The organism is Enterobacter sp. A103, assembly GCF_034427535.1.
Lineage (GTDB): Bacteria > Pseudomonadota > Gammaproteobacteria > Enterobacterales > Enterobacteriaceae > Enterobacter > Enterobacter asburiae_B.
This window is the reverse complement of the sequence record NZ_JAXQPQ010000002.1, coordinates 805,163-817,879: the sequence shown is the minus strand read 5'-3', so window position 1 is coordinate 817,879 and position 12,717 is coordinate 805,163. Positions and strand designations below refer to the sequence as shown.

The 12,717-nt window shown below is 56.7% G+C and carries 12 protein-coding genes; 4 read left to right on the top strand and 8 right to left on the bottom strand.

The genetic code is table 11. From position 1 onward, the window contains the following. Window positions 1-220 precede the first annotated feature (220 nt). Window positions 221-1,429 carry an MFS transporter gene (locus SPH27_RS09525; RefSeq protein ID WP_182071788.1) on the bottom strand — a complete coding sequence of 403 codons (1,209 nt, stop codon included), beginning with the start codon at window positions 1,427-1,429 and terminating at the stop codon, window positions 221-223. Window positions 1,430-1,598: 169 nt separating this feature from the next. Here SPH27_RS09525 and ushA point away from each other — a divergent pair, with 169 nt between their 5' ends. Further along, window positions 1,599-3,251 carry a bifunctional UDP-sugar hydrolase/5'-nucleotidase UshA gene (gene ushA / locus SPH27_RS09520; RefSeq protein ID WP_023310614.1) on the top strand — a complete coding sequence of 551 codons (1,653 nt, stop codon included), beginning with the start codon at window positions 1,599-1,601 and terminating at the stop codon, window positions 3,249-3,251. Between the two features lie 121 nt (window positions 3,252-3,372). Here the strand turns inward: ushA and ybaK are convergent, their stop codons facing one another. From ybaK to copA, 3 genes are all read right to left on the bottom strand, one after another. Beyond that, window positions 3,373-3,852, bottom strand: a complete 480-nt coding sequence (ybaK, locus tag SPH27_RS09515; RefSeq protein ID WP_023310615.1) for a Cys-tRNA(Pro)/Cys-tRNA(Cys) deacylase YbaK — start codon at window positions 3,850-3,852, stop codon at window positions 3,373-3,375. 199 nt (window positions 3,853-4,051) lie between these two features. Further along, complete coding sequence (locus SPH27_RS09510; protein WP_182071786.1) at window positions 4,052-4,846, bottom strand: TraB/GumN family protein; 795 nt, start codon at window positions 4,844-4,846, stop codon at window positions 4,052-4,054. Window positions 4,847-4,896: 50 nt separating this feature from the next. Further along, window positions 4,897-7,395 carry a copper-exporting P-type ATPase CopA gene (gene copA, locus SPH27_RS09505; RefSeq protein ID WP_182071784.1) on the bottom strand — a complete coding sequence of 833 codons (2,499 nt, stop codon included), beginning with the start codon at window positions 7,393-7,395 and terminating at the stop codon, window positions 4,897-4,899. A gap of 108 nt (window positions 7,396-7,503) precedes the next feature. Here copA and cueR point away from each other — a divergent pair, with 108 nt between their 5' ends. Beyond that, window positions 7,504-7,914: a Cu(I)-responsive transcriptional regulator gene (cueR, locus tag SPH27_RS09500; protein WP_039263976.1), complete on the top strand. Its 411-nt coding sequence runs from the start codon at window positions 7,504-7,506 to the stop codon at window positions 7,912-7,914. On the opposite strand, the gene SPH27_RS09495 is transcribed toward cueR, so the two are convergent. From SPH27_RS09495 to SPH27_RS09485, 3 genes are read right to left on the bottom strand one after another with little or no spacing between them, the layout of a single operon-like run. Next, window positions 7,911-8,363, bottom strand: a complete 453-nt coding sequence (locus tag SPH27_RS09495; protein ID WP_039263977.1) for an NfeD family protein — start codon at window positions 8,361-8,363, stop codon at window positions 7,911-7,913. The genes cueR and SPH27_RS09495 overlap by 4 nt on opposite strands. After that, window positions 8,360-9,274 carry an SPFH domain-containing protein gene (locus tag SPH27_RS09490; RefSeq protein ID WP_023310620.1) on the bottom strand — a complete coding sequence of 305 codons (915 nt, stop codon included), beginning with the start codon at window positions 9,272-9,274 and terminating at the stop codon, window positions 8,360-8,362. Before SPH27_RS09490 ends, SPH27_RS09495 begins: the two co-directional genes overlap by 4 nt. A gap of 44 nt (window positions 9,275-9,318) precedes the next feature. Next, window positions 9,319-10,170, bottom strand: a complete 852-nt coding sequence (locus SPH27_RS09485) for a hypothetical protein (RefSeq protein ID WP_048978921.1) — start codon at window positions 10,168-10,170, stop codon at window positions 9,319-9,321. Between the two features lie 143 nt (window positions 10,171-10,313). Here SPH27_RS09485 and fetA point away from each other — a divergent pair, with 143 nt between their 5' ends. Together fetA and fetB are read left to right on the top strand one after the other, a co-directional pair. Next, on the top strand, window positions 10,314-10,985 hold the full coding sequence (gene fetA / locus SPH27_RS09480; RefSeq protein WP_048978920.1) for an iron efflux ABC transporter ATP-binding subunit FetA: 672 nt from the start codon (window positions 10,314-10,316) through the stop codon (window positions 10,983-10,985). Then, complete coding sequence (gene fetB, locus SPH27_RS09475) at window positions 10,978-11,760, top strand: iron efflux ABC transporter permease subunit FetB (protein WP_023310623.1); 783 nt, start codon at window positions 10,978-10,980, stop codon at window positions 11,758-11,760. The genes fetA and fetB overlap by 8 nt, the downstream gene beginning before the upstream one ends. A 49-nt stretch (window positions 11,761-11,809) precedes the next feature. Here fetB and SPH27_RS09470 read toward each other — a convergent pair whose 3' ends face one another. After that, window positions 11,810-12,664 carry a co-chaperone YbbN gene (locus tag SPH27_RS09470; RefSeq protein ID WP_023310624.1) on the bottom strand — a complete coding sequence of 285 codons (855 nt, stop codon included), beginning with the start codon at window positions 12,662-12,664 and terminating at the stop codon, window positions 11,810-11,812. Window positions 12,665-12,717: the final 53 nt, after the last annotated feature.

Below are 12,717 nucleotides of genomic sequence, written 5' to 3'. Positions count from 1 at the left end.
TTTCGTTGTGGGTGTTCCTTTTTGGCGAAAACCAAAAAACCGAGTAATAGTTTATGACAATTTTTACCCTTATGTTTATGAATTATTGTTGAAGTTTGAATAAAACAGCAATATGCACGTAAAAAAGCGCGTTTTGATAAATTCAGCGAGGGGAAGAAGAAGAAACCCTTATGGCATCAGGGTATCAGGTAGCCAAAGTAAAACTTTGGCTACCCGTAATTTACGCTTTATGACGGTTATCAGGCAGGAATATGGTCAACATCCCAAGAAGTGGCAGGAAAGCGCAGATTTTATAAACCAGGAAGATGCTGGTGTGATCCGCCACCATCCCCAACACTGCCGCGCCAAGCCCGCCCATGCCGAAGGCGAAACCGAAAAAGAGCCCGGAAACCATACCGATACGGCCAGGCAGCAGCTCCTGGGCATAGACCAGAATGGCGGAAAACGCGGATGCGAGAATAAAACCAATGATCACGGTTAAAATCCCCGTCCATTCAAGGCTCGCGTACGGCAAAATAAGGGTAAACGGCGCCACGCCGAGGATAGAGCCCCAAATGACGTATTTACGCCCAATCTTATCACCCACAGGCCCGCCAATGACCGTGCCGGCCGCAACGGCGAACAGGAAGGCAAACAGGTGGATCTGCGCATTCTGTATCGATAATCCGAATTTTTGCATCAGATAAAAGGTGTAATAGCTGCTGATGCTCGCCATATAGAAGTATTTCGAAAAAATCAGTACCAGCAGCACGGAAACCGCCAGGATAACCTTGTTGCGCGGCAGGGGATTGATAACCTTCGCTTTAGGTTTACCTTTATTCACGCGATGCTGAGCGGCATACCAGCGGCTGATCTGCGCTAGCACGATAATGGCCAGCAGCGCGGCCAGTACAAACCATGCCACGTTGCCTTTGCCGTAAGGGGCAATAATCACCGCGGCCAGCAGCGGGCCGAGAGAGCTACCAAAGTTACCGCCTACCTGGAAGAGCGACTGCGCCAGACCGTGACGTCCCCCGGAGGCCATGCGCGCTACGCGGGAGGACTCCGGATGGAAAACGGACGAGCCGGTGCCTACCAGCGCGGCGGCAACCAACACCGCTTCAAAGCTCCCCGCCATGGCCAGCAGCACCAGCCCGCTTAGGGTGAAGCACATGCCGATCGGCAGCGACCACGGCATCGGGTATTTATCCGTCCAGTAGCCCACCACCGGCTGCAGCAGTGAGGAAGCCAGCTGGAAGGTCAGGGTGATCGTCCCGATCTGCACGAACGTTAACGAAAACTCGGACTGCAGCAGCGGATAAATGGCCAGAATCAACGACTGGATCATGTCGTTGAGCAGGTGCGAGAGACTGATTGCGCCTAAGACTTTAAAGGAGGTCCGCGACGCCGGCGCGCCCGGAACGGGCTGGGTTGATTCACTGATTGCCATAGAGAGAAGTACCACGTTTTTCGTTATTAGAGATGCAGGATGTAATTATTATCCGACTAACATACCCGTCCGGGACATTTGAAGAAAGTCGCAATTCTGAAAACTTATTTGTCTATTCTTATTAGTCACTGTAATTTTTGCCTTTGTCTATTGGTCAGGGAGAGAGAAGATGAAGTTAATGAAGCGGGGCGTCGCGCTGGCGCTCATCGCCGCATGGGGCCTGGTAAGCCTGCCCGCGCAGGCGTATGAAAAAGACAAAACCTATAAAATCACCATTCTGCATACCAACGATCACCACGGTCATTTCTGGCGCAGCGAATACGGCGAATATGGCCTGTCGGCGCAAAAAACGCTGGTGGACGGCATTCGTAAAGAGGTGGCTGCCCAGGGCGGCAGCGTGCTGCTGCTGTCGGGTGGCGATATCAATACCGGCGTGCCGGAATCCGATTTACAGGACGCGGAACCTGATTTTCGCGGCATGAACCTGATTGGCTACGACGCGATGGCCGTGGGTAACCACGAGTTCGATAATCCGCTGACCGTGCTGCGTCAGCAGGAAAAATGGGCCAAATTCCCCTTCCTCTCCGCCAATATTTACCAGAAAAGCACCGGCGAACGCCTGTTTAAGCCGTGGGCGCTGTTTAAGCGCCAGGATCTGAAAATTGCGGTCATCGGCTTAACCACTGACGACACGGCGAAAATTGGCAACCCCGAGTTCTTTACCGATATCGAATTCCGCAAACCGGCAGACGAAGCGAAGCTGGTGATTCAGGAGCTGCAGCAAAACGAGAAGCCGGACGTGATTATCGCCACCACGCACATGGGGCACTACGACAACGGCGAGCACGGCTCTAACGCGCCCGGCGACGTGGAAATGGCGCGCAGCCTGCCTGCGGGCTCGCTGGCGATGATTGTGGGTGGTCACTCACAGGATCCGGTGTGTATGGCCTCGGAGAACAAAAAGCAGGTCGACTACGTGCCGGGCACGCCGTGCGCGCCTGACCGTCAGAACGGTATCTGGATTGTTCAGGCGCACGAGTGGGGCAAATACGTTGGCCGGGCGGATTTCGAGTTCCGTAACGGCGAGATGAAGCTGGTGCACTATCAGCTCATCCCGGTCAACCTGAAGAAGAAAGTCACCTACCCGGACGGGAAAAGCGAGCGCGTACTCTACACGCCAGAGATCGCTGAAAACCAGCAGATGCTCTCCCTGCTGACGCCGTTCCAGAACAAAGGCAAGGCGCAGCTGGACGTGAAAATCGGCACGCTGAACGGTCGTCTGGAGGGGGACCGCAGCAAAGTTCGCTTCGTGCAGACCAACATGGGCCACCTGGTGCTGGCGGCGCAAATGGCGCGCACCGGCGCTGACTTCGGCGTGATGAGCGGCGGCGGTATTCGTGATTCCATCGAGGGCGGAAACATTACCTATAAGGACGTCCTGAAGGTGCAGCCGTTCGGCAACGTGGTGGTCTATGCGGACATGAGCGGGAAAGAGGTGATTGACTACCTGACCGCCGTGGCGCAGATGAAGCCGGATTCCGGGGCCTATCCGCAGTTTGCCAACGTCAGCTTTGTGGCGAAAGACGGCAAGCTTAACGACCTGAAGATCAAAGGCGAACCGGTTGATCCGGCTAAGACCTACCGTCTGGCGACGTTAAGCTTTAACGCCACCGGCGGCGACGGCTATCCGCATATTGATAACAAACCGGGATACGTGAATACCGGCTTTATCGACGCGGAAGTGCTGAAGCAGTTCATCGAGCAGAATTCGCCGATTGACGTGAATGCGTACGAGCCGAAAGGTGAGGTGAGCTGGCAGTAGTGGTGTGCGGCCTGATGCCCTCACCCCAACCCTCTCCCACCGGGAGAGGGCGCGAACACAAAAAACGGTAACGCCTGTTACCGTTTTGCTTTTACCTCGCAGCCGCCACCGGGCAATTTTCTCAATCCCGGCGCGCAATATCCGCAAACTTCGCGTCCAGCATTTTCGCCAGGTCGCCCGCCGCCAGCTCGATATCCAGCCCGCGTTTGCCGCCGGATATAAAGATGGTTTCAAACTCCTGCGAAGGGGCATCAATCAGCGTCGGCAGGCGTTTTTTCTGCCCGAGCGGACTGATCCCGCCCACCAGATAGCCCGTGGTGCGTTGCGCCACCATCGGATCCGCCATATCCACCTTCTTCGCCCCCAGCGCTTTGGCGACTTTCTTCAGATCCAGCTGTCCCGCCACCGGAGTAACCGCGACGGCGAGGTGTTTCATATCGCCATTCACCGCCACCAGCAGCGTTTTATAAACCTGGTCAGCATTCAGCCCCAGCTTGCGCACCACTTCATCACCAAAGTTAGTTTCATTCGGATCGTGATCGTAAGTGTGGATCCGGAAAGAAATGTTGTTTTTTTCGAGTAATTTAACGGCGGGAGTCATAGCTATCCTTCTTACGACAGACAAATCATGCCATCAGCATACGCCTGACGTTTGTCTAAAAAATAGCACCATCTTGCGCAATAGTATTGGCAGTGATGGTCACTTTGAGCGACAATCGGCTCAACCGAAGGTCTCCTTCGGCATAATAAAAACGATGAAATTCCTCTTTGACGGGCCAATAGAAATATTGGCCATTTTTTTATTTCAACAGTGACGGCAAATTCCCTTCTCCGTACAAATGTAACGCCCCAACCGCCACCACGTAATGCCCCGCGGGCAAAGCATGCAGCGTCTGCCGCCAGGCTTTGTTGCGCGCATTCATCAGCACATCATACAGCGATTCGCTGAACGTCGAGGGCAATGCCAGCTTACCGTCCTCAGGCGGCGCGTCCAGCCACCAGCCAATCATGGTCTGCAGCAGGCGCGCGTTGGTGTGCCAGTGGGTCAACGTATCATCCAGCAGCATCAGGCCGTCGTCGGGAAGCTGGCGCAGAAGCGCAATCTGGCTGTCCGTCCCTTCCAGCTCGATGATGGGCAGGCTGCGCGCCCTTGCCGCGTTCAGCAGCTGGTAATCAATGCCGTAGTCACCGCGCAGTCCCAGACGCTGCGCCTGCGTGGCCTGCAGCACCATCGCAATTTGCCAGAGCGGCAGGGTGTCAATCATGGAGAGCGACACGCCGGTTTCATCCGCGACGCGCGTCAGTTCGGCAAGCCGGGCATCATCCAGACGTTCCGCCAGGCTGAGATCGCTTTCCAGCCCGGCAAACGGCGACTCCTGACCCGAAATGTCCGCCTCAACGACCAGCGCGTCGGCGCGTTTTAGCAGTTTAATCAGCCCGGGTGGCAGGGGAGACATATCCTGCGTACCCATATGAATACTGCCGACCAGATGCAGGTGCTGCCCGCCGGGGAGAGAGATATCCAGACCGGGCCAGGCATAACGGCGGGGAAAGAGGGCGCGAAACGATGCTTTTATACGATTAAACAGACCCATACGCGCTCCATGAATGGAAAGGTTCATGCTAGCGCGTACGGGTACAAGGTTCAATCCTTCGGTTTAAAGCGCAGCAGGCGGTTGGCGTTGCTCACCACGGTAATGGAGGAGAGCGCCATCGCCGCGCCCGCGACCACCGGGTTAAGCAGCGTGCCGGTCAGCGGCCACAGAATACCGGCCGCGATTGGGATACCGAGGGTGTTATAGACGAACGCTCCCAGCAGGTTCTGCTTCATGTTGCGCAGCGTGGCTTTTGAAATGGCCAGCGCGTCGGCAACGCCCATCAGGCTATGGCGCATCAGCGTAATGGCAGCGGTTTCGATGGCGACATCGCTCCCGCCGCCCATGGCAATCCCGACGTCCGCTTGGGCCAGCGCCGGGGCATCGTTGATGCCGTCGCCGACCATCGCCACCTGACGGCCCTGACTTTGCAGTTTCTTGATGGCGTCCGCTTTACCGTCCGGCAGTACGCCTGCAATGACCTCATCAATTCCGGCTTCTTTCGCGATGGCGTTGGCCGTTGTCGGATTGTCCCCGGTCAGCATCACCAGACGATAGCCGGCACGGTGCAGACGCTGCAGGGCGTCCACGCTGTCCTGGCGAAGCGGATCGCGCACGGCCAGCAGCGCGGCGGCTTTGCCATCCACCGCCAGCAGAACCGGCGTAGCGCCCTGAGACGCCTGCGCCTTCAGCTCGCTTTCCAGCGCGGCGGTATCAATACCATTTTCATTGAGCAATGCCTGGTTGCCCAGCAGCAGCGCGTGGCCTTCTGCTTCACCGCTGACGCCGAGCCCGCGCAGGGTGCGGAAATTGCTGACCTGCGGCAGGGCAGAAGCATTCGCTTTATCGAGAATGGCGCGCGCCAGCGGATGGCTGGATCCTTGCTCCAGCGCGGCGGCGAGGCGCAGCGCCTCCTCTTGCGCAATGCCTGCGGTAGTGACGGCCACCACCTGCGGTTTGCCTTCGGTCAGCGTGCCGGTTTTATCAAACACCAGCGTGTCGAGGGTGCTGGCCCGCTGCAGCGCGTCCGCATCCCGCACCAGTACGCCAAATTCGGCCGCGCGGCCTACGCCGGAGATAATCGACATTGGGGTCGCCAGGCCAAGGGCGCAAGGACAGGCGATGATCAGCACCGTGGTGGCGATCACCAGGGTGTAAACAATCTGCGGTGCCGGGCCGAAGAAATACCAGATCGCCGCGCTCAGCAGGGCAATGCCGACCACTACCGGCACAAAAACGGCGGAGATCCTGTCAGCAAGCTGGCCAATTTCCGGCTTGCTGCTCTGCGCCTGGCGCACCATGCGGATAATACGCGACAGCGTCGTGTGGCTGCCGACGGCGCTGGCGGTAAACAGCACGCTGCCGTCCTGCACCACCGTACCCGCATGAACGGCGTCGCCGTCTGATTTCTGCTGGGGGATAGGCTCGCCGGTCAGCATCGCTTCATCCAGCCAGGCTTCGCCCTGGGTTATCTTGCCGTCAACGGGAACGCGATCGCCCGTCGTCAGGCGCAGCGTCATGCCGGGCTGAACTTCCGCCAGCGGGACGCTTTTCTCCCCCTCATCCGTGACCACGCGCGCCGTCGGCGGGGTTAAATCAAGCAACCTTTCCAGCGCTTTCGAGGAGCGCTGACGGGCGCGGGCTTCCAGCATGTGGCCCAGGTTAATCAGGCCGATAATCATCGCGCTGGCTTCATAGTAGAGATGGCGCGCCTCCATCGGGAACCACTGCGGCCAGACGTTCACGCTCATCGAATAGAGCCACGCCGCGCCGGTTCCGAGCGCCACCAGCGTATCCATCGTCGCGGTGCGGTTTTTCAGGCTCTTCCAGGCGCTGGTATAGAAATGCCCGCCTGCAAACACCATCACCGCAAGGGTAATCAGACCAATCACCAGCCACAGCGTGCGGTTGTCGTCGGTGACCATCATGTTGTCACCCATCATGCCCCACACCATCACCGGAATACCCACCAGCAGGGCGACAATCGCCTGCCAGCGGAAGCGTTTCATGGTGGCGATAGCCGTTTCCTGCTGGCGCTCGCGGCGCTCGGCATCATCTTCGATGGCCTCTGCGCCGTAGCCCGCTTTCTCAACGGCCTGCACTAATTCTGCGGCGGAGGCGCTGCCCATTACCAGCGCAGTGCGCTCCGCGAGGTTTACCCGTGCCTGCGCGACGCCCGGTACGGCCTGCAAGGCGTTTTGTACCCGGGAGACGCAGCTGGCGCAGCTCATGCCGTTGATCAGCAGCTGTTGGCTGTCATCAATATCATCAGCTGCCGGAAGCTCAGGAGTGGCCGCTGTCAGTGCTTCCGACGGGGATGATGACTCTGCCAGCGGTTTAGCCTTTGGGTGGCTTAACTCCGCCCCGTAACCGGCCTGCTTGATGGTATCAATCAGCGCATCCGCGCTGGCGCTGCCGGTGACGGCGGCATGATCGATAGTCACGTCAGCGCTTTCAACGTCAGGGCGCTGTTCCAGGCTTTCTTTAACGCGTTTGACGCAGTGGCCGCAGGAGAGGCCGTCCAGCGTCAGGTCGATAGTGTGAGACATAACAAAACTCCCGTATAATGATCTGGTCAGTTGTTGACCGATACAGTGCTTTTCACTGACTGTTATAAAGGTTAAACCTTCCATCAAGGGGAAGGTCAAGGGGGAAATGTGAATATCAGTGACGTGGCAAAAAAAACCGGCTTAACCAGCAAGGCAATCCGCTTTTATGAAGAGAAGGGGCTGGTAACGCCACCGCTGCGCAGTGAAAACGGCTACCGCAGCTACACGCAGCTGCATCTGGATGAACTGACGCTGCTGCGCCAGGCAAGACAGGTGGGGTTTAATCTGGAAGAGTGCGGCGAGCTGGTGAACCTGTTTAACGATCCGAAGCGTCACAGCGCCGACGTGAAAAAACGCACGCTGGAAAAAGTGGCCGAAATTGAACGCCACATCATCGAGCTGCAGGCGATGCGCGAACAGCTGCTGCAGCTCGCGGAATCCTGTCCGGGGGATGACAGCGCCGACTGCCCGATTATCGATAATCTTGCCGGCTGCTGTCATCGTAAGGCCTCTGTCTAACAGGCCTTCACCCGCAGGGTAATGCCTTCCACCGCAATGACCTCAACCCGCGTGCCGGCGCTGAGGTCGTCGTCGGCGACTACCGGCCACGAGCTGTCGCCCACGCGCATGTGCCCGCGTCCGTTTACCAGCGCGGTGTCGAGCGTAAAACGCTTGCCGACAATCTGCTGTCCGCGCTGGTTGAGGTGCGCGTCCAGCGGCTTTTGCTCGGTAACCCGCCGGTTTAGCCAGCGCCACCACAGCCACGCGGCCACCAGCGTGAGCACGGCAAATAGCGCACCCTGCCACGCCCAGTCCAGGGGAAGGATCCAGACCAGAAGGCCCGTAATGACGGCGGCAACACCGCTCCAGAGCAGGTAGCCGTTGCCGCCCAGCATCTCCGCCGCCAGCAATAAGCCGCCGAGGCTTAGCCAGAAGGCATGAGGATGTGCAGCGATCAGCTCAATCATTTTTTACGCTCGTTTCCGCTGTCTTTAATCAGTTCGGCAATACCGGCGATAGAGCCCATCAGGCTGCTGGCCTCCAGCGGCATCATCACCACTTTGCTGTTGTTCGCCGATCCGATCTGTTTTAGCGCGTCGGTATATTTTTGCGCGACAAAGTAGTTCACGGCCTGGATATCACCGGCGGCAATCGCCTCGGACACCATCTGGGTGGCGCGGGCTTCCGCCTCGGCTGAACGTTCACGCGCTTCCGCCTGTAAGAAAGCGGACTGACGATCGCCTTCCGCTTTCAGGATCTGCGACTGTTTTTCCCCTTCCGCTTTGAGGATCTCCGCCTGACGCACCCCTTCGGCTTCCAGAATGTAGGCACGCTTGGTTCGCTCGGCCTTCATCTGGGCGTTCATGGAGGCGATCAGCTCAGCCGGCGGACGCACGTCGCGGATCTCAATACGGGTGACTTTGATCCCCCACGGGTTCGTTGCCTCATCGACAATGTGCAGCAGGCGGGTGTTGATGCTGTCGCGCTGGGAAAGCATTTCGTCCAGCTCCATCGAGCCGAGCACGGTACGGATGTTGGTCATCGTCAGGTTGACGATCGCCAGCTCCAGGTTGCTGACCTCATAGGCCGCTTTCGGCGCATCAATCACCTGAATAAAGCAGACGGCGTCGATGGTGACGTTGGCGTTATCCTTGGAGATGATCTCCTGAGAAGGAATGTCCAGTACCTGCTCCATCATGTTGATCTTGCGTCCAATCCGATCCATGAACGGAACAATCAGGCTTAAGCCTGGCTGGAGGGTATTGGTATATCGACCGAAACGCTCGACGGTCCACTGATAGCCCTGAGGGACAATTTTGACGCCTGCGCCCACAATAACCAGCGCAACGAAAATAAGGACAGGAACAACGATAAGCATAAAAACCTCCTGTTTTGCATGCTGTGATGAGTGAAAGTGTGTGTTTATTGCTCGTAAGTATAGGTAAAGTCAGAGATGAATCCATCACCCGCTTCGGCAATGGCTTTGGATAATCCCTGGTAATACTTCTCCAGCCCCAGCGCTTCGATACGCTGGATCTGTTCGCGAATGGGGGCGCAGAACAGAACGGCATTCCCCGCTTCAACGCGCTTGTTATTAGGGGGAAGGTCGCCCGCGATGGCCTTGAACCACGTTCTGATACCCTGCTTTAAATTATGCGGCGCTTTAGTCAGGTTATCCATGCCCGTCAGAACCTGCAGGGTGGGAAACTCATCGGCCAGCACGGCGGTTTTCATGCGCACAAAGAACTGGCTGAACAATTCAAACGATCCCAGATCGGTCACGCGTGGTTTGGTCGTTTTGCCGTTTTTATTGCCGATTTTCCCTGCGGCTGACGCTGGGGCCGGAACCGCATTCACCTTTTCCAGCTCCAGCCCGAATAACAAATTACAGTGCGCACGGCGCTCTTTCAGCGGATAGGACATCAGCACGTCAATGAATTGGGTGGCCTTTACATCCGCAAGATCGTGGTTGATAAGCCACTGGGTACGAGAAAATTCAGCCGGAGAGACGAACCAGTCGGGTACCTCATTGAAACGTTTGGATTTTCCCTTGCCGTCAAATTCCAGGAAGTGTGTCCCGTTGTCGAAGGCGAAATAGCAATTTTTGAAACTGCCGATCGTGGTGTTCACGATAAGCGCCTTCTTAACAAAATCCACCACCTCTGCACCGATGACAAAACGCGTGAGTTCCGACGATTTGATGACTTCCATTAATGTTTCGACATCAGGAACACCAGGCTTCAGGGAAGGAAACTCATAAAAGATATGTGCCATGCTGCTTACTTCCTGTAGTGATGGTGGAGACAAATAACAAACAAAAAGTTTAACACTTGCTTTAGCGTGAGGCTATTCGCTCTGTGCGCACGAAAGGATTATGCTACAGGCGGTTATTACACGAAGCGGTTAACGGAAGCGTAATGAACGATAAAAAAGAACTATTACATCTCAGGGATATTGGATTTCGTGTTGGAGAAAACATTATTCTTCAGCACGTCGGGTTTAGCCTGTCGCCGGGCGAGTTTAAATTAATCACGGGACCTTCGGGCTGCGGTAAAAGCACGCTGCTGAAAATTGTGGCCTCACTCCTCAGCCCGACGGAGGGCACCATTCTGTTTGAAGGACAGGATATCTCAACCCTGTCCCCGGAAAACTACCGCCAGCAGGTCTCCTACTGCGTGCAAACCCCCGCGCTGTTTGGCGATACGGTTTATGACAACCTGATTTTCCCGTGGCAAATCCGCAATAAAACGCCGGAGCCGGAAAAGTTTATCAGCGATCTGGCCCGCTTTGGCCTGGCGCAGGAGACGTTAACCAAATCCATCACCGCGCTGTCGGGCGGAGAAAAGCAGCGCGTCTCGCTGATCCGCAACCTGCAGTTTTTACCGAAGGTGCTTTTGCTGGACGAAATCACCAGCGCGCTCGATGACGTCAACAAGCGCAACGTTAACGAGATTATTCATCGCTACGCCCGGGAGCAGAATATTGCCGTGCTATGGGTGACGCACGACGCTAGCGAAATAACCCATGCGGATGACGTGATTACGCTTCAGCCGCACGGTGGGAAAATGCAGGAGGCTAACTGTGGGTGAGCATAACATTACCAATGAATCACTGGCGTTTTCGATGGTGCTGGTGCTGATTGCGATTGTAGTCAGCTATCGGGAAAAGCTGGGGCTGGAAAAAGATATTGTGTGGAGTATCTGCCGCGCGGTGGTTCAGCTCATCATCGTCGGTTATGTGCTGAAGTATATTTTCAACGTCAACCACGCGGTGCTGACGCTGCTGATGGTGCTCTTTATCTGTTTCAACGCGGCGTGGAATGCGAAAAAGCGCAGTAAATACATAGATAAGGCCTTTATCTCGTCGTTTATCGCCATTACCACCGGGACGGCGCTCACGCTGGCGGTGCTGGTGCTCTCCGGCTCGATTGCCTTTACGCCGATGCAGGTTATCCCTATCTCCGGGATGATTGCGGGGAACGCCATGGTGGCCGTTGGGCTCTGTTATAACAATCTCGGCCAGCGCTTCAGCAGTGAACAGCAGCAGCTGCAGGAGAAATTAAGCCTGGGAGCGACGCCTAAAGTGGCCTCGGCGCGGCTGATCCGTGAGAGCATTCGCTCATCGCTGATCCCAACGGTAGATTCAGCCAAAACGGTGGGGCTGGTGAGCCTGCCGGGCATGATGTCGGGGCTGATTTTTGCCGGTATCGATCCGGTCAAAGCGATTAAGTATCAGATCATGGTGACGTTTATGCTGCTCTCCACGGCAAGCCTGTCAACCATCATTGCCTGTTACCTGACCTATCGGAAGTTCTACAACGCGCGTCACCAGCTGGTGGTGACGCAATTAAAGAAAACGGGTTAAGCCTGTTTTGTAGGCCCGGTAAGCGTTAGCGCCACCGGGCATTTTTTTGTTAGTAGAGCAACGCGTACAGCTGACGACGATACTTCGACGCCAGCGCGTCTCCGGTGCCCAGCGCGGCCAGAATTTCCTGGAACATCTTGCGCGCCTGACCGTCTGCTGCTGCCAGGTCTTTTTGCAGGTGGCTGAACAGCAGCTCCAGCGCCTCTTCGTTACGCCCCACCTGGTGCAGCTGCAGCGCCAGCTGGCTTGCCAGCGCGGCATCGGCCGGGTTGTCGGCAACCTGCTGCTGCAGCTGCTGAATTTCCGGGGTGTCCGCGGCCTGTTTCAGCAGCTCAATCTGCGCGACCAGACCCTGATAGCGGGTGTCCTGATCCTGCAGCGGAACCGTCTTGAGTACGGCTTCCGCGTCTTCTGAACGGTGCAGGGCGATCTGCGTTTCCGCCAGCAGCAGGCCAATCTGGCTGTTCTGATTCGACAGCTGCCACGCCTCTTTGAGCAGCGGCAGCGCCTCGTCGTATTTACCTTCCTGCATCAGCGCCATGCCTTCCTGCGCTTTCAGCTCTTCTTCACGCGGCAGCACTTTATCCAGCAGGGCGCGGATAGCCTCTTCCGGCTGCGGCCCCTGGAAACCGTCAACGGGCTGGCCGTTCTGGAACAGATAGACGGTTGGGATGGCGCGCAGACCAAACTGAGACGCCACCATCGGCTCGGCGTCACAGTCCAGCTTGGCGAGAATGAACTGACCGTTGTACTGCGCGGCAAGGCTTTCCAGCACCGGCGTCAGCTGCAGGCAGTGTTGGCTGCGTTCAGACCAGAAGTAGAACAGGACCGGTTTGGTCATCGACTGTTCAAGGGTCTGTTGCAGGTTAGCTTCTGTAATATTGACGATATTCTGTACGGACATGCGGCTTTCTCTTTTGTCGGTTTGTTCTTTACATGGGGATGAGCGTCGTCGCT